Origin of the sequence: Streptomyces sp. NBC_00341 (assembly GCF_041435055.1) — a bacterium.
GTDB lineage: Bacteria > Actinomycetota > Actinomycetes > Streptomycetales > Streptomycetaceae > Streptomyces.
This window is the reverse complement of sequence record NZ_CP108002.1, coordinates 2,107,725-2,128,392: the sequence shown is the minus strand read 5'-3', so window position 1 is coordinate 2,128,392 and position 20,668 is coordinate 2,107,725. Positions and strand designations below refer to the sequence as shown.

Sequence of the window (20,668 nt, the reverse complement as noted above, 5' to 3'; positions counted from 1 at the left end):
GGCATGACGGACCGTAAGGCTCAACTCGCAGCGAATCTCGCACAGGTGGAGGAACGCATCGCATCCGCCTGCGCCGCCGCCGGCCGGAAGCGGGAGGAGGTGACCCTCATCGTGGTCACCAAGACCTACCCGGCGACCGATGTGCGGATCCTGCACGAACTCGGCGTGCGCCAGGTCGCGGAGAACCGCGACCAGGACGCGGCGCCCAAGGCCACCGCATGTGCGGATCTGTCCCTCACATGGCACTTTGTCGGTCAATTGCAGACGAACAAGGTTCGCTCTGTGGTGAGTTATGCCGATATCGTGCAGTCGGTGGATCGCACCAAGCTGGTGACGGCACTCTCCGCCGCGGTCGGGCGCGACGAGCGCGACGGGCGGGAACTCGGGTGTCTCATCCAGGTCGCGCTCGACGCGGAGAGCGGTGAGCGGGGAGAGCGGGGCGGTGTCGCCCCGGACGGGGTCGAGGAGTTGGCCGCCGCGCTCGAATCCGCCCCGGGGCTGCGGCCGGCCGGTCTGATGACCGTCGCGCCGCTCGCCGGACCGTTCGCCGGAAGGCAACGGGCCGCGTTCGACCGGCTGATGGAAATCTCATCCCGGCTGCGCGGGAACCATCCGGCTGCGAACATGGTCTCTGCAGGGATGAGTGCGGACCTCGAGGACGCGGTTGCGGCCGGAGCGACACATGTGCGCGTCGGTACTGCGGTACTCGGAGTCCGACCCGGGCTCGGGTAACGTCGCCAAGCAAGTCGGACCACAGCAGAAAATATGGTCATTACCGCCCACGGCGGACAGGCCACAGTGGATCGCGGGCACTTGGTGACAGATGCCGATCCACCACAGAGCGGAGGACTCAGAGCATGGCCGGCGCGATGCGCAAGATGGCGGTCTACCTCGGCCTCGTGGAGGACGATGGGTACGACGGTCCGGGGTTCGACCCCGACGACGAATTCGAACCCGAGCCGGAGCCCGAGCGGGACCGGCGCCGGCACCAGCCCGCGCATCAGGTGGAGCGGGAACGGGACGAACCGGTACGAGCGGTACAGCCTCCCGCGCAACGGGAGCCGGTTCAGATCCCGGCCGAGCGAGAGCGACCCGCCCGAATCGCCCCCGTGGCATCCATCACACCTGAACGCTCGAACTTGGAGAAGAACGCACCGGTGATCATGCCCAAGGTTGTGTCCGAGCGGGAGCCCTACCGCATCACCACGCTGCACCCCAGGACCTACAACGAGGCCCGTACCATCGGGGAACACTTCCGTGAGGGCACTCCGGTGATCATGAATCTCACGGAGATGGACGACACGGACGCGAAGCGACTTGTCGACTTTGCCGCGGGACTTGTCTTCGGTCTCCATGGCAGCATTGAGCGCGTGACGCAGAAGGTCTTTCTGTTGTCGCCTGCTAACGTCGATGTCACGGCGGAGGACAAGGCCCGCATCGCAGAGGGCGGATTCTTCAACCAGAGCTGAGAACACGACACCGGGAACAACCCGGCCGAGAGGCCGGAGCTACGAGAGCCAGGGGAGAGGGAAGCGCGAGGATGGGCGTCGCTCAAAGTGTTGTCTACATCGCGTTGATGTGTTTCCTCATCGTGCTGATCTTCCGGCTGGTCATGGACTACGTCTTCCAGTTCGCACGTTCATGGCAGCCGGGCAAGCCGATGGTGGTCGTTCTTGAGGCCACTTACACGGTCACCGATCCACCGCTCAAGCTCCTGCGGCGGTTCATTCCGCCGCTGCGTCTCGGGGGCGTGGCACTCGACCTGTCCTTCTTCGTTCTGATGATCATCGTTTCCATCCTGATCAGCGTCGTGATCAGGTTGTGAGCGATACGGTCTTGCCGACTGCCGACGACTACGTAGAGGTGAAGAAGAGATGCCGCTGACCCCCGAGGACGTGCGGAACAAGCAGTTCACGACGGTCCGCCTCCGAGAAGGCTATGACGAGGACGAGGTTGATGCCTTCCTCGACGAGGTCGAATCGGAGCTGACCCGCCTGCTCCGTGAGAACGAGGACCTGCGCGCCAAGCTGGCCGCCGCCACGCGTGCCGCCGCGCAGAACCAGCAGCAGCAAGGCATGCGCAAGCCGGAGCAGCAGGAACGGCCCGGCGCACCGGTGCCGGCCGCCATATCTGGTCCGCCGGTCCAGCAGCAGCAGCCTCCGCAGATGGGTCCGCCCCAGCTGCCCGGTGGCGCTCCGCAGCTGCCCGCCGGTCCCAGTGGCCACGGACCCCAGGGTCCGCACGGCCCCGGTCCGCAGGGCCCGCACGGCCCCGGCCCGATGCAGGGCGGTCCCATGGGTGGCCCGATGGGCGGCCCCATGGGTGGTCACAACCCCCAGCAGCAGCAGATGCAGCAGATGCAGCAGCAGCAGCCGCCGCAGATGCAGCAGCAGCAGGGCCCCGGCGGCGACAGCGCCGCCCGTGTCCTCTCCCTGGCGCAGCAGACCGCCGACCAGGCGATCGCGGAGGCCCGTTCCGAGGCCAACAAGATCGTCGGCGAGGCGCGCAGCCGTGCCGAGGGCCTGGAGCGCGACGCCCGTGCCAAGGCGGACGCCCTGGAGCGGGACGCGCAGGAGAAGCACCGCGTGGCGATGGGCTCCCTGGAGTCGGCCCGCGCGACGCTTGAGCGCAAGGTCGAGGACCTGCGTGGCTTCGAGCGCGAGTACCGGACGCGTCTGAAGTCCTACCTGGAGAGCCAGCTGCGTCAGCTGGAGACCCAGGCGGACGACTCGCTGGCTCCGCCGCGGACCCCGGCGACCGCTTCGCTGCCGCCGTCGCCCTCGCTGGCTCCGGCCGGTGCGGGTGCCATGGGCCACACCATGGGCGGCAACCACGGTGGTCACGGCGGCCCGCAGATGGGCGGCAGCCCGTCCATGGGCAGTGCGCCCTCGTACGGTGGCCAGCAGCAGATGTCGCCGGCGATGACCCAGCCGATGGCACCGGTGCGGCCGCAGGCGCCGCAGCCGATGCAGCAGGCGCCTTCGCCGATGCGCGGATTCCTGATCGACGAGGACGACAACTGAGCGGTTCGCGCTCGCTGAGCGCGTAGCCGTCGGCAGGCTGAGGGCCGGGCCCCGGGGTTTTCCCCGGGGCCCGGCCCTTTGCCGTGCGCGGGGCGTCCCCTACTCCCGGGGGCTCTGCCCCCGGACCCCCGCTCCTCAATCGCCGGAGGGGCTTGATTTCGCTGGCTGAGCGGGAATCTCAGCCTCGCCGGCGTTTGAGGCGCGGGGTCTGGGGCGGAGCCCCAGGTTCGGGAAGGGGTGGGTGGGGGAACGACAAAGGGCCCGGCCGGAACGTGTCGACGCTGACTCTGTCGGGGATCTTGAGGATCCCCGGCGGGGCAGCATGATCAACGGGCATGCTCGACTCTGTCCAAGGACCAATGCAGTTGTCGAGGTGCCCGTTGTCGCTCCACGCCCGTTCTGGTGAGCAAGTCCCTTCTCTGACCGTGCAGATGGCGCGGGCGAGCAATCCGGGTGGTACGACGGCGATGTGGGTGAGAGACCGCCTGGGCGGGCTGTGGCGTGACGAGGACTTCGCGGACTGGTATCCGCGTGACGGCCGCCCCGGGCTCTCGCCCGCTCAGCTGGCCACCGTGTGTGTGCTGCAGTTCCTGCTCGGTCTGTCGGACCGGCAGGCCGCCGAGGCGGTTCGCTGCCGCATCGATTTCAAGTACGCGCTGGCCATGGAGCTGAACGATCCCGGATTCCACCACAGCGTGCTGGGCGACTTCCGCGAGCGTCTCACCGAGGACGACCGCGCCGACCGTCTCCTTGACCTCACGCTTGCGCGCCTGAAGGAGGCCGGTCTCGTGCGCGAGCGCACCACTCAGCGCACGGACTCCACCCACGTCCTGGCCGCGGTGCGCGACCTGACCCGGCTGGAACTGGTCACCGAGGCCGTCCGCGCCGCCCTGGAAGAGCTGGCCGGCACCGCTCCGCACCTGCTGGCCGACCTGGTAGACGAGGAGTGGGGGCGTCGTTACGGCCGCCCGGTCCGCCTGGGCAAGAACCCCACCCGCCCCAAGACCAGGATCCTCGCCACCGGTGGTGACGCCGTCCGGCTGCTGGAGCACGTCGCAGAGCATGCGGCGGATCGCCTGTCCGGGCCCCGGGCCCAGGCCCTGCGGCAGATCATGGTGCAGAACTACTACCGCGACGGGGCCGGCCGTCTGCGCTGGCGCACCGCCGATGACGGCGGGCTGCCGCCCTCAGCGGTCGCGGTCGTCTCGCCCTACGACCCGACGGCCCGTTACGCGCGCCGCGGACACGTCACCCGTTGGAAAGGGTTCGTCGCGCATCTCACCGAGACCTGTGATCCTGAAGGCGTCAACGTGATCACGGATGTGGCCACCACCGACGCCACCGGCTACGACGCGAAGGCTCTGCCCGGTATCCACACCCGGCTGGGGCGTCGCGGGCTGCTGCCCGCCGAGCATCTGGTCGACGGCGGCTACACCTCCCTGGTCCATCTCGAACAGGCGGCCCGGGAACACCAGGTCACGGTCACCGGACCACTGCCGGTCAACACCACCCGCCAGAACCGCAGGAACAACGGCTTCGGCCGCGACGACTTCCACATCGACTTCGACCGCCGACAGGTCACCTGCCCGCAGGGCGAGACCAGCGCGGGATGGCACGGCCCCTACCCGACCTCCTCACCCACCGCAGCACCTCTGATCGTGGCACGGTTCACCAAGAGCCAGTGCCGTCCCTGCCCGGTCCGCACCCGCTGCACGACCACCGCCGACAGCGCCCGGAGCGTGGGCTTTCCCCCGCGAGAACTCCGTGACCTGCAACTCCGAGTCCGCGCCGAGCAGCAGACACCCGAATGGCAGGCCCGCTACGCGGTCCGCTCCGGAGTGGAAGGCACCATCAACGAGCTCGCCCACGGACACGGCATGCGCCGCTGTCGCTACCGGGGACAGCACAAAGCCCACTTACAGCACGTGTTCACAGCCATCGCCGCAAACATCGAGCGCCTCAGCCGGCGGCCGCCGACCGGAGAACCACCTCCGTCCCGGCCGCCGACCGCATTCCAGAACTACCTGGACCAGCACGGAATCACCCGGCCGAGGTCTTGGCGGTCCGCCAGAGACTGAGCAGACCGCCAAGATCCCCGACAGAGTCAGCGTCGAACGTGTCCGGCCGGGCCCTCGCGTGCTGCGTGGCTACCGCTCCGTCTTGCGGAGGCGGAACGTCAGGGACAGGCCCTCGTCCTCGAACGGCTCGCCGTACGCCGCGTCCGCCTCGCCCTCGGCGTAGTCCAGGGCCAGGACCTCGTCCGCGATCAGGGACGCGTGCTCGCTCAGCGCCTCGGCCGTCGCAGGCGACGTGGACGTCCAGCGGACGGCGATGCGGTCCGCCACGTCCAGGCCGCTGTTCTTGCGGGCCTCCTGGATGAGTCGGATCGCGTCACGGGCCAGGCCCGCACGGCGCAGCTCCGGGGTGATCTCCAGGTCGAGGGCGACCGTGGCGCCCGAGTCGGACGCGACCGACCAGCCCTCGCGCGGGGTCTCGGTGATGATGACCTCGTCCGGGGCCAGCGACACCGTCTCGCCGTCGACCTCGACCGAGGCGGTGCCCTCGCGCAGGGCCAGCGACAGCGCGGCGGCGTCGGCGTTCGCGACGGCCTTGGCCACCGCCTGGACGCCCTTGCCGAACCGCTTGCCCAGCGCCCGGAAGTTGGCCTTCGCCGTCGTGTCGACCAGCGAACCCCCGACCTCGGACAGAGTGGCCACGGAGGAGACGTTCAGCTCCTCGGTGATCTGGGCCCGCAGCGCGGGGGAGAGGCTCTCGAAGCCCGAGGCCGCGACCAGGGCCCGGGACAGCGGCTGGCGGGTCTTGACGCCCGACTCGGCACGCGTCGCCCGGCCCAGCTCGACCAGTCGGCGCACCAGCGCCATCTGCGTCGAGAGCTCGGGGTCGATCGCCGTCAGCTCCGCCTTCGGCCAGTCGGAGAGGTGGACCGACTCCGGGGCGTCCGGGGCGACCGGCACGATCAGGTCCTGCCAGACCCGCTCGGTGATGAACGGGGTCAGCGGGGCCATCAGCCGGGTGACCGTCTCGATGACCTCGTGCAGGGTGCGCAGCGCCGCCTTGTCGCCCTGCCAGAAGCGGCGGCGGGAGCGGCGTACGTACCAGTTGGACAGATCGTCGACGAACCCGGAGAGCAGCTTGCCGGCCCGCTGGGTGTCGTAGCCCTCCAGCGCCTGGGTGACCTGGTCCACCAGGGCGTTCAGCTCGCTCAGCAGCCAGCGGTCCAGGACCGTGCGGTCGGCCGGTGCCGGATCGGCCTCGGACGGCGCCCAGTTCGACGTGCGGGCGTACAGCGCCTGGAAGGCGACCGTGTTCCAGTACGTGAGGAGCGTCTTGCGGACGACCTCCTGGATCGTGCCGTGACCGACGCGCCGCGCCGCCCACGGGGAGCCGCCGGCCGCCATGAACCAGCGCACGGCGTCGGCGCCGTGCTGGTCCATCAGCGGGACCGGTTCCAGGGTGTTGCCCAGGTGCTTGGACATCTTGCGGCCGTCCTCGGCGAGGATGTGGCCGAGGCACACCACGTTCTCGTAACTCGACTTGTCGAAGACCAGGGTGCCGATCGCCATCAGCGTGTAGAACCAGCCGCGCGTCTGGTCGATGGCCTCCGAGATGAACTGCGCCGGGTAGCGGCTCTCGAAGATCTCCTTGTTCTTGTGCGGGTAGCCCCACTGCGCGAACGGCATCGAGCCCGAGTCGTACCAGGCGTCGATGACCTCGGGGACGCGGTACGCCTCCAGCTGGCAGCTCTCGTGCGAGCAGGTGAACGTGATCTCGTCGATGAACGGCCGGTGCGGGTCGAGGCCGGAGAGGTCGGTGCCGGTCAGCTCGCTCAGCTCGGCGCGCGAGCCGATGACGGTGAGGTGGTCGTCCTCGCAGCGCCAGATCGGCAGCGGGGTGCCCCAGTAGCGGTTGCGGGACAGCGCCCAGTCGATGTTGTTGTTCAGCCAGTCGCCGTAGCGGCCGTTCTTGACCGACTCCGGGAACCAGTTGGTCTTCTGGTTCTCCTCCAGGAGGCGGTCCTTGACGGCCGTCGTGCGGATGTACCAGGACGGCTGCGCGTAGTAGAGCAGCGCGGTGTGGCAGCGCCAGCAGTGCGGGTAGCTGTGCTCGTACGGGACGTGCCGGAAGAGCAGGCCGCGGTCGGCGAGGTCCTCGGTGAGCGCCTCGTCGGCCTTCTTGAAGAAGACGCCGCCGACCAGCGGCACGTCCTCCTCGAAGGTGCCGTCGGGGCGCACCGGGTTGACCACCGGCAGGCCGTACGCCTTGCAGACCAGGAGGTCCTCGGCGCCGAAGGCGGGGGACTGGTGGACCAGACCCGTACCGTCCTCCGTCGTCACGTACTCGGCGTTGACGACGTAGTGCGCGGGGGCCGGGAAGTCGATCAGGGCGAACGGGCGCTCGTACGTCCAGCGCTCCATCTCGCGACCGGTGAACGACGGGCCGGTCAGCTCCCAGCCCTCGCCGAGCGCCTTCTCGACGAGCGGCCGGGCGACGACGAGCTTCTCCTCGCCGTTCGTCGCGACGACGTACTCGACCTCGGGGTGTGCGGCGACGGCCGTGTTGGAGACCAGGGTCCAGGGGGTCGTCGTCCAGACCAGGAGGGCCGCCTCGCCGGCCAGCGGGCCGGAGGTGAGCGGGAAGCGGACGAAGACCGAGGGGTCGACGACCGTCTCGTAGCCCTGGGCCAGCTCGTGGTCGGAGAGGCCGGTGCCGCAGCGCGGGCACCAGGGGGCGACGCGGTGGTCCTGGACCAGCAGGTCCTTGTTGAAGATCTCCTTCAGCGACCACCACACGGACTCGACGTACTCGGGGTCCATCGTGCGGTAGGCGTCGTCGAGGTCGACCCAGTAGCCCATCCGGGTCGTCAGCTCGGTGAAGGCGTCGGTGTGCCGGGTCACGGATTCACGGCACTTGGCGTTGAACTCGGCGATGCCGTACGCCTCGATGTCCTTCTTGCCGTTGAAGCCCAGCTCCTTCTCGACCGCGAGCTCGACCGGCAGGCCGTGGCAGTCCCAGCCGGCCTTGCGGCCGACGTGGTAGCCCTGCATGGTGCGGAAGCGCGGGAAGACGTCCTTGAAGACGCGGGCCTCGATGTGGTGGGCGCCGGGCATGCCGTTGGCGGTCGGCGGGCCCTCGTAGAAGACCCACTCGGGGCGGCCCTCGGACTGGTCGAGGCTCTTGGTGAAGACCTTGTTCTCGCGCCAGAAGTCGAGCACGGCGTGCTCCAGCGCGGGCAGGTCTACCTGGGCGGGTACCTGGCGGTACTGCGGCGATGTCATGTGCGGGCTTCCTCCGGCGGACGTATTCCACTTCCGTCGGAGGGACGAGAACCGGTCGGGTTCCCGCGGTACCACCCTCCTTGGCCCCGGGCGGCTGCCCGTGGCCCCCTCATTAGGGGTGCGAAGCCGGTTCTACTCGCCCTGTGCACGTGGGCGGGGCCCACGGTCCAGAGCTTTCCTCCGACGGCTCCGGGTGATCTTCACGACGCGCTCGCCCCCGGGCTTCCACCGTCCCCGGGTCGCTCCTGGCTGCGTACGACGCTACTCGTCCCATCCACGCCTCTCGCTGCCGCCAGTGTACGGGGCCCGGGGTGCGGGGCCGACCGGTTTAACGGCCGGACCCGGCCTGACCCGAATGGCCAGACGCGGCGTACGGAGTCCCGGCGCCGCCCGGCGAGAGGGACGAGGGCGGATTACCCGGCGGGGAGCTGGGCACAACGGACTCAGGCGGGCTGTGATCCGGACACGGGGAGGGGCGAATCGGCGGCGTGCCCCGTTGCCGCGGGGCTGGGGTCGACTTATCGTCCCAGCACGACTCGCGAGCAAGATCACAATGTGTGAAGGGGCCGCGGCCATGGTGGCGAAGAAGACCGCCGCAAAGAAGACGGCGTCAGCGGAATCCACGGGCGCGGCAGCCGAGGAGAAGGCGACGAAGAAGGCCGCCAAGAAGGCGGCGCCCAGGAAATCGGCGACCAAGAAGGCGGCGGCGAAGAAGGCCGCTCCGAAGAAGGCCGCGGCCGCGAGGACCGTGGCCGAGAAGGCTTCGAAGAAGGCCGCCGCTGCGGCCACGGGGGCGGCCGAGGCCGCCGAGCAGACGGGAGCCCACACGGTGGTAGCCAAGAAGAGCGCGGCCAGGACCCGGACCGCCGGCCGGAGCGCGGCGCCCGTGCCCCCGGCCCGCGCCGCCGCGACGACGCCGGGGGAGCTGGCCGTACGGCCGGGCGAGGACCCCTGGACGCCGGAGGAGGTCTCGGCCGCCAGGTCCGAGCTGACCGGCGAGATCGCCCGGCTCCGCAGCGAGCTGGAGACCTCGGGCGCGGCGCTGGCCGGGCTGATGCGGGACTCCGGCGACGGGGCGGGTGACGACGAGGCGGACACCGGTACCAAGAACATCACCCGCGAGCACGAGATGTCGCTGGCCGCCCACGCCCAGGAGACGCTGGAGCAGACGGAGCGGGCGCTGGCGCGGCTCGACGCCGGGACGTACGGGCTCTGTGAGATCTGCGGCAACCCGATCGGCAAGGCGCGGATGCAGGCGTTCCCCCGGGCCACCCTGTGTGTCGAGGACAAACAGAAGCAGGAGCGGCGCGGCTAGCGCGTGCTCCCGGCGGATCGTGGCCGGTGCCGGTGCCGGTGCCGCGGCCCCGCCGCGATCCGCCGGGGGACGGGCCCTGCTCCCCGCCGCTGTGTCGTACCCTCGTCCTCAGTCGGGAACTAGGTTGAGGGACTCACGTGGCAGAGGCGGAGAGCATCATCGGTAGGCCGGACATCCCTGAGTCCGAGGGACACGAAGGAGCCGAGCCGGAGCGGGGCGAGGGGGCCGGGCCCGCGGACGGGCAGTCGGTGGACCCCACCGCGGTGGAGGACGGGGACGGCGAGGCGGTGGTCGACCGCTCTGCGGCCACCCGGCGGCGCCGGATCATCCTGCTCTTCTGCGTCGCCGTCCTGGCGTACCTGCTCGACCTGGGCAGCAAGATGCTCGTGGTGGCGAAGCTGGAGCACCAGGAGCCGGTGGAGATCTTCGGCAGCTGGCTCAGGCTCGACGCGATCCGCAACGCGGGCGCCGCGTTCGGTATCGGTGAGGCCTTCACGATCATCTTCACGATCATCGCGGCGACCGTCATCGTGGTGATCGCGCGGCTGGCGCGCAAGCTCTACAGCCTGCCGTGGGCCATCGCGCTCGGGCTGCTGCTCGGCGGTGCGCTGGGCAATCTGACCGACCGCATCTTCCGCGCGCCGGGCACCTTCCAGGGTGCGGTGGTGGACTTCATCGCCCCCGCCCACTTCGCCGTCTTCAACCTGGCCGACTCCTCGATCGTCTGCGGCGGCATCCTGATCGTGATCCTTTCCTTCAAGGGCCTGGACCCCGACGGCACGGTGCACAAGGACTGAGCCATGCAAGGCATACTCGACAGGTGAGTACGCATCCCGAGATCCGAACCCTGCCCGTACCCGATGGCCTGGAAGGCGAGCGTGTCGACGCCGCCATTTCCCGCATGTTCGGTTTCTCCCGCACCAAGGCCGCAGAGCTGGCCGCCGCCGGGAAGGTACAGGTGGACGGTTCGGTGGCCGGGAAGTCCGAGCGGGTGCACGGCGGCGCCTGGCTGGAAGTGGAGATGCCGCAGGCTCCCGCACCGGTCCAGATCGTCGCCGAGCCCGTCGAGGGCATGGAGATCGTCCACGACGACGACGACATCGTCGTGATCATGAAGCCGGTCGGGGTCGCCGCGCACCCGAGCCCCGGCTGGACCGGCACCACCGTCATCGGCGGCCTCGCCGCCGCCGGGTACCGGATCTCCACCTCGGGCGCCGCCGAGCGCCAGGGCATCGTGCACCGGCTCGACGTCGGCACCTCGGGGCTGATGGTCGTCGCCAAGTCCGAGCGGGCCTACACGCTGCTGAAGGCCCAGTTCCGCGACCGGGTCGTCGAGAAGAAGTACCACGCGCTGGTGCAGGGGCACCCGGACCCGATGAGCGGCACCATCGACGCCCCCATCGGGCGCCACCCCACCCACGACTACAAGTGGGCGGTCGTCGCGGAGGGCAAGCCGTCGGTCACGCACTACGACCTGATCGAGGCGTACCGCGCCGCCAGCCTCCTGGACATCAAGCTGGAGACCGGCCGTACGCACCAGATCCGGGTGCACATGTCCGCCCACCGCCACCCCTGCGTCGGTGACCTGACCTATGGCGCCGACCCGACGATGGCCAAGCGCCTCGGCCTGACCCGGCAGTGGCTGCACGCCGTCCGGCTCGGCTTCGAGCACCCCTCCGACGGCCGCTGGGTGGAGTTCTCCAGCACCTACCCGGACGACCTCCAGCAGGCCCTGGACCGGATCGCGGCGGAGAGCGAATGATCTCCTACACCACCCGGACCGTCATCGGCGAGCAGGACCGCGCCGCCTGCTTCCAGGTGCGCAAGGACGTCTTCGTCGGTGAGCAGAACGTGCCGGAGGAGATCGAGTACGACGCCTACGACGCGGACGCGGTGCACGTCATCGCCGTCGCGGCGGACGGCACGGCGCTCGGTACCGGGCGGCTGCTGCACGGCCCCGGCACGGAGGCGAAGACCGGCGGTGACCTCACGGTCGGCTCGCTCGGCCGGCTCGCGGTGACCAGCGGGGCGCGCGGCCTCGGGGTCGGCGCGGCGCTGGTGCGGGCCATCGAGGACGCCGGCCGTGAGCTGGGCCTGGCCGCCGTCGACCTGCACGCCCAGACCCACGCGCTCGGCTTCTACGAGCGGCTCGGCTACGTCGCGTACGGCCCCGAGTTCCCGGACGCGGGCATCGCGCACCGAGCGATGCGCCGCACGCTGAACGACGAAAGGCCTTAGAGACCGCCGGCCGCCCGCCATTGGCCGAGGCCCGGCTGAGGCCGCCCGCCACCGGCCGCGGTCAGCCCGGCAGGCCCCACCCCGTCCACGCCCCGTTCGACGGCACGTCGCGCGGGCCCGTCGCGTCCCGGCGGGCGCCCTTCGGGGTGATCAGCGCGGTGGAGCCGCGCGGCAGGGCGACCGTGATCCGGCCCGGCCCGCTCTCCCGCCAGCGCAGCGGGCGGCCGCGGCTGTCCCGTACCTCGACCGGACCCTCGACGGAGTGGTCCAGGGTCAGCGGGGCGCCCGCCTCGCTGTGGACCCGCACCCAGCGCGTGGCACCGCCCGAACGGTCGGCGTCCACGAGGAAGGCGCCCTGGGTGCGCAGGGACGCGAACGACGCGTCGGCCCAGCGGTCCGAGACGGACGGGAAGACCTTCACCACGCCCTCGTGTCCCTGCACCACCATGTCGAGCATCGACTGCGCGGCGGACAGCGGGCTCTCCAGGGCCAGGTTCCTGCCCTCCCGGTACATCGTGTTGACCGTCATCTGACAGTCCGCCACCACCTTCAGGTCGGTGAAGAAGGTCAGGAAGTCGAGCGCCTTCTCCGGCTCGTCCATCACCGAGTACATCGAAGAGGCGGTCGCGTAGCTGTAGCCGTGCCACAGCTCCCGCATGGAGACCCAGTGGTCCATGGAGCGCCGCATGACGTCGCGGTCCCCGGCCCGGTCCCAGCTCCGTTCGCGCAGCGGGTACAGCCAGAGCAGGTGCGAGTGGTGGCGGTGTGAATCGGCCAGCGGGACGTCCTTGCCGATCATGACACCGGCCGCTGGGTCCTCGGCGTACGGGGTGAGGCGGCGCTCGATGTCCTGCCAGCGTGCGAGCCGGGGGTCGTTGTTCCGCAGCAGCTTCGAGGACGCGATGAGGGTGCGCACGCCCCAGCGGACGAGCGAGAGGTCGTAGGTGCAGTCCTCGGCGTTGGCGTACTCGGGGGAGCGGGTCTCCAGCAGGTGCAGCCTGCCGTCCGGGCCCTCGTGCAGGAAGTGCGCGTAGAAGTTGACGGCCTTGGCGAGGACCGGGTGCACGACGTCACGCAGGACGGACAGGTCCATCGAGTGCCGGTAGGACTGCCAGACGTTGTGCAGCGCCCAGATGAGGTTGCCGAAGTTGTCGGAGACGTGGTCGGAGCCGGGGGCGCCGACGTCGTACGTGTCGCCCGCGCGCAGCTGCCAGTCGGAGGGGTGGCCCAGCGCGTAGCTCTCGCCGTCGCGGTACGCGGCCGGGACGGAGGCCGGGAGGTTGTGCTCGAAGCGGCGGAAGGTGCTGGTCACCGAGTCGAGTTCGGGGTGGTTGGAACCGTGGACCGGGGCCATGCCGATCTGGACGTTGAGATTCCACCAGACGGCCGTCCAGTTGTTGCCGACCTCGGGGAACCAGGGGCCCCACTCGGAGATCGTCGGCCCCCCGGCCCTGGTCGAGGCGGCGAGCTTGTAGAGCTGGAGGACGTAGAAGCTCTGCAGCCGCTTGTCCGGTACGGAGAGGAAGCTGCGCCGGTAGTAGGCGTGCCACCAGCGGCGGTGACGGTCCACCAGCCGGTCCGGGTCCGTGGCCAGGGTGCGGTCCACGGCCCGCAGCGCGTCCTTCGTCGCCTGTGACACCTGGCCCGGGAAGCGGTACACCAGGTGGGCGGCGAGCAGCCGGCCGGTGCCCTCGCGCCGCTCGCGCCAGGCGGTGGTCCAGCCGCCGCCGGCCAGCAGCGGCTGTTCGACGAAGCCGTCACCGGTCCGGGGGTCCGGGTTGGGCGTGTAGTCCTCCGGCTTCCCGCTGCTGCGGGTGGTGGCGGCCCGCAGCCACTGGAAGGACCAGGCCGAGGACTCCTCGCCGGGGCTGGGCCGGGTGGAGACCAGCAGGGCGCTCGTGTCGTTCTGGACGAGGGCGGAGAAGGCCAGGGAGCCCCGGGTGGTGGTGACGGTGCCGCGCAGCTCGGCGTCGTACGGGTCCAGGGTCCAGTCGACGCCGGTGATCTCCCCGGCCAGGGTCAGCGTGAAGTACCCGATGGGCAGCCGGGAGAAGCCGATGCCGCCGCGCCACTGGCCGCGCTGGTCCTGCACCTGGCTGTGGCCGAGCATCAGCTTCAGGGCGTTGGCGGACTCGCCCGCGTAGAGCTGGGCGCCGAGGTAGCCGTTGGCGAGGAACGGGGCCTCCTGCCAGCCGGTGGGGAGGGTGCGCCAGGTCATGGCGGCGCCCCGGGCGGTCTTCTCGTGGACGGTTTCCTCGTGGGCGCCGGGGCCCGGCCGGCCGGCGGACGCGGAGGCGGGCGCCGCCCATCCGGTGGGGGAGCCGGCGAGCCAGAACGCGGAGGTGCCGGCTGCGGCCGTGCCGACGAAATGCCTTCGGGAGAACGCGGTCACGTGGTCTCTCCTGCCAGTCATGTATGTGGTGAGAGTTCTCGTCCCTGAATACGCACGCCGCATACTGCCCGCCCGCAGAGGGCGGCGGAAGGGGGTTGACGGCAGAAACATCGGAGGAATGATGGGTCAGGAGGGCTGTGCGGAGGGGGTGTTGTCGGGATTGCGTGCCTTGCATGGCAGGCTGGAACCCCGTATCGGCCGATCACCGAGGCCGGTTCGCCGCGCTCGGAAGGCACCTCGTGGACCAAATGGCCCTGTTGCTCCTGCTGTTGCTCGGCGCGGTGGTCACTGTGCCGCTGGGGGACAAGCTGGGGCTGCCCGCGCCGGTGCTGATGACGCTCGCGGGCGTCGGGATGGCCTTCCTCAGCTTCGTGCCGAATGTGGACATCCCGCCCGAGGTCATTCTTCCCGCGCTGCTTCCGCCGCTGTTGTACGCCTCCGTGCAGCGCACCTCCTGGCGGCAGTTCACCGCCAATAAACGACCGATCTTTCTGCTGGCCGTGGCGCTGGTCTTCCTGACGACGGCGGCTGTGGCCGCGGTCGCCAACGCGATCGTCCCAGGGCTGCCCATCGCCGCCGCCGTCGCACTCGGCGCGCTCGTCGCACCGCCCGACCCGGTCGCGGCGACCGCCGTCGCCGGTTCGGTCGGGCTGCCCCGCAGGCTCGTCTCCATCCTGGAGGGCGAGGGGCTGTTCAACGACGTGACCGCGATCGTGCTCTACCACGTGGCGATCGCGGCGGCCGTGAGCGGCACCTTCTCGCTGCCGGAGGCGTTCGGGCTGCTGATCCTCTCCGCCGTCGTCGCCGTCGCCGTGGGCCTCGCGCTGGGCTGGCTCACCATCAAACTCATGGGCCTGCTCGGCGATGCGACACTCCAGGTCGGACTCACCCTGCTGGTGCCGTTCGTCAGCTACGTGCTCGCAGAGGAGCTGATGGGCTCGGGCGTCCTCGCCGTCCTCACCACCGCGCTCTTCCTCGCCGAGCACACCGCCGACGCCGACGACGTGCTCGGGCGGCTCACCGGCCGCACCTTCTGGGAGATCGTCGACACTCTCGTCACCGGCGTCGCCTTCGGACTCATCGGCCTCGAACTGCACAACGTCTTCGGCACGGCCGACGGGCGTGAACTGCAGATGGCCGGCTGGGCGCTGGCCGTCGTCGCGGTCGTCGTCGGTGTCCGGCTGCTCTATCTGCTGCCGGCGACCTGGCTGGCCAAGCGGCTGCACACCCGCCGCGACGTCAGCGAGGAGATCCCCACCGGCTGGCGCGAGACCGTCGTCATGTGGTGGGCCGGTATGCGCGGGGTGGCGTCGGTCGCGCTGGCCCTCGCGATCCCGCTGAAGACGGACGACGGAAAACCGTTCCCGGGCCGCGACGAGATCGTCTTCATCGCCTTCGCCGTGATCATGGTCACCCTGGTCTTCCAGGGCCTGACCCTGCCGTGGCTCGTGCGCAAGCTGCGGGTCAAGGCGGACACCGACGCAGAGGAGGCACTGGAGAAGGACCTCGCGATCCGGGCCGCCAGGGCCGCCAAACAGCGGCTCAAGGAGATCCAGGAGGTGGAGGAGTTCCCCGAGGACGTCGTGGAACGGCTCCAGCGCCTGGCCTACGACGTGGGGGCCCGGATCAGCCCCGACATGGTCGACGACGAGCGCCGCGAGGCGTACGCGAAACGCGCCGAGCGGTTCAAGGCGGTCAGCCGCATCCAGCGCGAGATGATGTCGGCCGCCCGCCACGCGGTGCTCGCCGCGCGCAGTGAGGCCGGGGCCGACCCCGAGATCGTCGACCGGGTGCTGCGGCAGCTGGACGTACGCAGCCTGCGCTGACCCCGCGCCCTGGGCCTGGGCCGCTGACCCCGCGCGCGGGGCGGGCCGCGGTCAGCCGCGCCCGGTGCGCGGCGCCCTGTCCCGGGCCGCGGGCTTCCCGTTCGGGTGGGTCCTGACCGGCCACCCGTCCTCCGGCGGCAGCGCCGCGGGCGCCGTCGCGATGCGCGGCAGGGCGTACGGATGGTGATCGCGCAGCCAGCCGATCAGCTGCTCCCGGACCGCGCAGCGCACCGTCCAGATGTCGTCCGCGTCCTTGGCCGTGACCACCGCGCGCACCACGACGGTCGACGGGGTGGTGTCGGTGACGGCCAGCGACCAGTTCCGGCCGTCCCACGCGGCGCACTCGCCCAGGATGTCCCGCAGCTGCTCACGCATCGCGGCGACCGGCGCCGAGTGGTCCAGGTGGAAGAAGACCGAACCGGTCATCTGGGCCCCGCCGCGCGACCAGTTCTCGAAGGGCTGGCTGGTGAAGTACGAGACCGGCATCGTGATCCGCCGCTCGTCCCAGGTCCGTACCGCGAGGAAGGTCAGCGTGATCTCCTCGATCGTGCCCCACTCCTCGTCCACCACCACCGTGTCCCCGATCCGCACCATGTCGCCGAAGGCGATCTGCAGGCCCGCGAAGAGGTTGCCGAGCGTGGACTGGGCGGCGACACCGGCGACGATGCCGAGCACACCGGCAGAGGCCAGCATCGAGGTTCCGACCGTGCGCATGGCCGGGAACGTCAGCAGCATCGCGGCGACCGCGATCGTCGTCACGATCGCGGTGACCACCCGCTGGATCAGCGTCACCTGCGTCCGGACCCGCCGCACCCGCGCCGGGTCCTGGGTGTTCGCCGCGTAGCGCGCGTACACCGAGTCCACCACCGCGATGGCGATGCGCAGCACCAGCCAGGCCGATGCGCCGATCATCACCAGCGTCAGCGCCTGGCCGATGCCCTTGCGGTGGTCGGTGATCAGGTCGAGCCCGGTATGGGCGTAGCCGGCCCGCAGCAGCGCGGTGCACAACGTGAGCTGGAACGGTATGCCGCAGCGCCGCAGCAGACCCCACAACGGGGTCTCGTGATGGCGCCCGTCGGCCCGTCTGAGCAGCAGGTCCACCAGCCAGCCGACCAGCAGCGCGATCGCTACCGAACCGCCGATGGTGATCAGCGGACGCAGGAGGTTCTCCATCCTGTCGCTCTCCAAGCTCTCGACGGTAAATGGCACCATGGGCCTCATGAACATCATGCTTTTCCACTCGACGTACGGTCTGCGCCCCGCGGTGCACGCGGCCGCCGACCGGCTGCGTGCAGCCGGGCACGAGGTGCGCGTTCCCGATATCTTCGCGGGGCACACCTTCGAAACCGTCGAGGAAGGACTGGCCTTCCAGCAGGAGACGGGCAAGGAGGAGCTGCTCAAGCGGGCTGTGCTGGCCGCCGCGCCCTACTCCGACTCCGGGCTGGTCTACGCCGGCTTCTCGTTCGGCGCGTCCGTCGCCCAGACGCTGGCCCTCGGGGACGCGAAGGCACGCGGGCTGCTGATGTTCCACGGTACGTCGGACATCGCCGAGAGCGCCTCTGTGGACGAGCTGCCGGTACAGCTGCACGTCGCGGACCCGGACCCGTACGAGACGCACGACTGGCTGAACTCCTGGTACCTCCAGATGCGGCGGACCGGCGCCGACGTCGAGATCTACCGCTACCCCGGCGCGGGCCACCTGTTCACCGACGCCGAGCTGCCGGACTTCGACCAGGCCTCCGCCGAGCTGGCCTGGAAGGTCGGGATCGGCTTCCTCGCGACGCTGTGACGGGCAGGCTGTGAACACACCGAAGGGCCCCGCGCAAAACACTGACGCTGACTCTGTCGGGGATCTTGGCGGTCTGCTCAGTCTCTGGCGGACCGCCAAGACCTCGGCCGGGTGATTCCGTGCTGGTCCAGGTAGTTCTGGAATGCGGTCGGCGGCCGGGACGGAGGTGGTTCTCCGGTCGGCGGCCGCCGGCTGAGGCGCTCGATGTTTGCGGCGATGGCTGTGAACACGTGCTGTAAGTGGGCTTTGTGCTGTCCCCGGTAGCGACAGCGGCGCATGCCGTGTCCGTGGGCGAGCTCGTTGATGGTGCCTTCCACTCCGGAGCGGACCGCGTAGCGGGCCTGCCATTCGGGTGTCTGCTGCTCGGCGCGGACTCGGAGTTGCAGGTCACGGAGTTCTCGCGGGGGAAAGCCCACGCTCCGGGCGCTGTCGGCGGTGGTCGTGCAGCGGGTGCGGACCGGGCAGGGACGGCACTGGCTCTTGGTGAACCGTGCCACGATCAGAGGTGCTGCGGTGGGTGAGGAGGTCGGGTAGGGGCCGTGCCATCCCGCGCTGGTCTCGCCCTGCGGGCAGGTGACCTGTCGGCGGTCGAAGTCGATGTGGAAGTCGTCGCGGCCGAAGCCGTTGTTCCTGCGGTTCTGGCGGGTGGTGTTGACCGGCAGTGGTCCGGTGACCGTGACCTGGTGTTCCCGGGCCGCCTGTTCGAGATGGACCAGGGAGGTGTAGCCGCCGTCGACCAGATGCTCGGCGGGCAGCAGCCCGCGACGCCCCAGCCGGGTGTGGATACCGGGCAGAGCCTTCGCGTCGTAGCCGGTGGCGTCGGTGGTGGCCACATCCGTGATCACGTTGACGCCTTCAGGATCACAGGTCTCGGTGAGATGCGCGACGAACCCTTTCCAACGGGTGACGTGTCCGCGGCGCGCGTAACGGGCCGTCGGGTCGTAGGGCGAGACGACCGCGACCGCTGAGGGCGGCAGCCCGCCGTCATCGGCGGTGCGCCAGCGCAGACGGCCGGCCCCGTCGCGGTAGTAGTTCTGCACCATGATCTGCCGCAGGGCCTGGGCCCGGGGCCCGGACAGGCGATCCGCCGCATGCTCTGCGACGTGCTCCAGCAGCCGGACGGCGTCACCACCGGTGGCGAGGATCCTGGTCTTGGGGCGGGTGGGGTTCTTGCCCAGGCGGACCGGGCGGCCGTAACGACGCCCCCACTCCTCGTCTACCAGGTCGGCCAGCAGGTGCGGAGCGGTGCCGGCCAGCTCTTCCAGGGCGGCGCGGACGGCCTCGGTGACCAGTTCCAGCCGGGTCAGGTCGCGCACCGCGGCCAGGACGTGGGTGGAGTCCGTGCGCTGAGTGGTGCGCTCGCGCACGAGACCGGCCTCCTTCAGGCGCGCAAGCGTGAGGTCAAGGAGACGGTCGGCGCGGTCGTCCTCGGTGAGACGCTCGCGGAAGTCGCCCAGCACGCTGTGGTGGAATCCGGGATCGTTCAGCTCCATGGCCAGCGCGTACTTGAAATCGATGCGGCAGCGAACCGCCTCGGCGGCCTGCCGGTCCGACAGACCGAGCAGGAACTGCAGCACACACACGGTGGCCAGCTGAGCGGGCGAGAGCCCGGGGCGGCCGTCACGCGGATACCAGTCCGCGAAGTCCTCGTCACGCCACAGCCCGCCCAGGCGGTCTCTCACCCACATCGCCGTCGTACCACCCGGATTGCTCGCCCGCGCCATCTGCACGGTCAGAGAAGGGACTTGCTCACCAGAACGGGCGTGGAGCGACAACGGGCACCTCGACAACTGCATTGGTCCTTGGACAGAGTCGAGCATGCCCGTTGATCATGCTGCCCCGCCGGGGATCCTCAAGATCCCCGACAGAGTCAGCGTCAAAACACTGCGCGGGGCCCTTCTGCGGTGCGGATCGCGTTGTGGATCGTGGGGTGGGTCAGCCCTTCAGCGCCGCGGTGATCGCGGTGTTGAAGTCCGCCACGCTCATCGGCGCGTTCTTCTTGTCCGCGCCGGTCAGCGTCTTGCCGTCCATCTTGAGCGTCGGGGTGCCCTGCACGCCGCTCTTGTCGAAGGCCGCGGACATCTTCATCGCCCAGGTGTCGAACTTGCCGTCCTTGACGCTCTTCTCGAACCCGCTGTTGCCCTTCAGCGCGTCCACCGTGCTGGCGACCTTGAGCAGGTACGAGTCGTCCTTGAACTTGTCCTCGGTCTCCGAGGGGTGGTACTTCGCCGAGTAGAGCGCGTACTTGTAGTCGAGGAAGGCCTCGGGGCTCACGTCGAGGGCCGCGCCCAGCGCGCTCAGCGCGTTCTTCGAGCCCTCGCCGTTGTCGCTGTTGTCGATGAACGTGGCACCGACGTACTTGATCTTGTACTTACCGGCGTCGACGTCCTTGTGGACGGTCTCACCGACCGTCTGCTCGAACGTGGCGCAGATCGGGCAGCGGGAGTCCTCGTACAGCTCCAGGGTCTTCTTGGCGGTCGACTTGCCGACGACGACGGTCGTGCCGTCCTTGCCCGAGGTGTTCTTCGGCACGGTGACGTTCTTCGCGTCGGCCACGTCGTCCCAGTGGTCCGGCTTGTTCAGCTGCATCACGCCGTAGCTGACGCCCGCGGCGATTGCGAGGACGGCGACGATCGAGACGCCTACGACGACCTGCCGGCGGGTCTTGTCCTTCTTGGCCTGGCGCTCGCGCTCGGCGCGCAGCCGCTCGCGGGCGGCGGACTTGTTGGCCTGGCTGTTGCGGTTGCTCATGGTCTGTTCTCCGTGGGATGCGTGGTCGTGCGTGGTC

At 70.1% G+C, this 20,668-nt stretch carries 16 protein-coding genes; 11 read left to right on the top strand and 5 right to left on the bottom strand.

Translation table 11 applies throughout. From position 1 onward, the window contains the following. Positions 1 to 3: 3 nt before the first annotated feature. The 5 genes from OG892_RS09465 (at position 4) to OG892_RS09445 (ending at position 5,101) form a co-directional block, all read left to right on the top strand. Positions 4 to 732 (top strand): YggS family pyridoxal phosphate-dependent enzyme, encoded by a 729-nt coding sequence (locus OG892_RS09465; RefSeq protein ID WP_327336462.1) that lies wholly within the window; start codon positions 4 to 6, stop codon positions 730 to 732. 125 nt (positions 733 to 857) lie between these two features. Continuing rightward, on the top strand, positions 858 to 1,469 hold the full coding sequence (locus OG892_RS09460; RefSeq protein WP_073735522.1) for a cell division protein SepF: 612 nt from the start codon (positions 858 to 860) through the stop codon (positions 1,467 to 1,469). 71 nt (positions 1,470 to 1,540) lie between these two features. After that, positions 1,541 to 1,825, top strand: a complete 285-nt coding sequence (locus OG892_RS09455) for a YggT family protein (protein ID WP_073735521.1) — start codon at positions 1,541 to 1,543, stop codon at positions 1,823 to 1,825. A gap of 49 nt (positions 1,826 to 1,874) precedes the next feature. Then, positions 1,875 to 3,023 carry a DivIVA domain-containing protein gene (locus OG892_RS09450; protein ID WP_327336461.1) on the top strand — a complete coding sequence of 383 codons (1,149 nt, stop codon included), beginning with the start codon at positions 1,875 to 1,877 and terminating at the stop codon, positions 3,021 to 3,023. Between the two features lie 467 nt (positions 3,024 to 3,490). Further along, positions 3,491 to 5,101, top strand: coding sequence for an IS1182 family transposase (locus tag OG892_RS09445; protein WP_371628901.1), 1,611 nt, complete (start codon positions 3,491 to 3,493; stop codon positions 5,099 to 5,101). 69 nt (positions 5,102 to 5,170) lie between these two features. Here the strand turns inward: OG892_RS09445 and ileS are convergent, their stop codons facing one another. Beyond that, positions 5,171 to 8,320 (bottom strand): isoleucine--tRNA ligase, encoded by a 3,150-nt coding sequence (ileS, locus tag OG892_RS09440; RefSeq protein WP_073735519.1) that lies wholly within the window; start codon positions 8,318 to 8,320, stop codon positions 5,171 to 5,173. A 574-nt stretch (positions 8,321 to 8,894) separates the two neighbouring features. Here ileS and OG892_RS09435 point away from each other — a divergent pair. The 4 genes from OG892_RS09435 (at position 8,895) to OG892_RS09420 (ending at position 11,873) form a co-directional block, all read left to right on the top strand. After that, positions 8,895 to 9,635, top strand: a complete 741-nt coding sequence (locus tag OG892_RS09435; protein WP_073735518.1) for a TraR/DksA C4-type zinc finger protein — start codon at positions 8,895 to 8,897, stop codon at positions 9,633 to 9,635. Positions 9,636 to 9,772: 137 nt separating this feature from the next. Further along, on the top strand, positions 9,773 to 10,432 hold the full coding sequence (gene lspA, locus OG892_RS09430) for a signal peptidase II (protein ID WP_371628904.1): 660 nt from the start codon (positions 9,773 to 9,775) through the stop codon (positions 10,430 to 10,432). Positions 10,433 to 10,455: 23 nt separating this feature from the next. Further along, positions 10,456 to 11,397: an RluA family pseudouridine synthase gene (locus tag OG892_RS09425; protein WP_073735516.1), complete on the top strand. Its 942-nt coding sequence runs from the start codon at positions 10,456 to 10,458 to the stop codon at positions 11,395 to 11,397. Further along, positions 11,394 to 11,873 (top strand): GNAT family N-acetyltransferase, encoded by a 480-nt coding sequence (locus OG892_RS09420; RefSeq protein ID WP_073735515.1) that lies wholly within the window; start codon positions 11,394 to 11,396, stop codon positions 11,871 to 11,873. The genes OG892_RS09425 and OG892_RS09420 overlap by 4 nt, the downstream gene beginning before the upstream one ends. Positions 11,874 to 11,934: 61 nt before the next feature. Here OG892_RS09420 and OG892_RS09415 read toward each other — a convergent pair whose 3' ends face one another. Further along, a complete protein-coding gene (locus OG892_RS09415) occupies positions 11,935 to 14,265 on the bottom strand; it encodes a hypothetical protein (protein ID WP_371628903.1) in 2,331 nt (776 codons plus the stop codon). 239 nt (positions 14,266 to 14,504) lie between these two features. Between OG892_RS09415 and OG892_RS09410 the strand changes: the two genes are divergently transcribed. Then, positions 14,505 to 16,091, top strand: a complete 1,587-nt coding sequence (locus OG892_RS09410) for a Na+/H+ antiporter (protein ID WP_371628902.1) — start codon at positions 14,505 to 14,507, stop codon at positions 16,089 to 16,091. Between the two features lie 51 nt (positions 16,092 to 16,142). Here the strand turns inward: OG892_RS09410 and OG892_RS09405 are convergent, their stop codons facing one another. Next, positions 16,143 to 17,264 carry a mechanosensitive ion channel domain-containing protein gene (locus OG892_RS09405; RefSeq protein ID WP_328868493.1) on the bottom strand — a complete coding sequence of 374 codons (1,122 nt, stop codon included), beginning with the start codon at positions 17,262 to 17,264 and terminating at the stop codon, positions 16,143 to 16,145. 37 nt (positions 17,265 to 17,301) lie between these two features. Between OG892_RS09405 and OG892_RS09400 the strand changes: the two genes are divergently transcribed. Continuing rightward, the gene (locus tag OG892_RS09400; protein ID WP_073735512.1) at positions 17,302 to 17,880 is read left to right on the top strand and encodes a dienelactone hydrolase family protein; all 579 of its coding nucleotides are present in this window, start codon (positions 17,302 to 17,304) and stop codon (positions 17,878 to 17,880) included. Positions 17,881 to 17,957: 77 nt separating this feature from the next. On the opposite strand, the gene OG892_RS09395 is transcribed toward OG892_RS09400, so the two are convergent. Together OG892_RS09395 and OG892_RS09390 are read right to left on the bottom strand one after the other, a co-directional pair. Next, on the bottom strand, positions 17,958 to 19,568 hold the full coding sequence (locus tag OG892_RS09395) for an IS1182 family transposase (RefSeq protein ID WP_371628901.1): 1,611 nt from the start codon (positions 19,566 to 19,568) through the stop codon (positions 17,958 to 17,960). Between the two features lie 247 nt (positions 19,569 to 19,815). Beyond that, on the bottom strand, positions 19,816 to 20,631 hold the full coding sequence (locus tag OG892_RS09390; protein ID WP_371628900.1) for a DsbA family protein: 816 nt from the start codon (positions 20,629 to 20,631) through the stop codon (positions 19,816 to 19,818). Positions 20,632 to 20,668 lie beyond the last annotated feature (37 nt).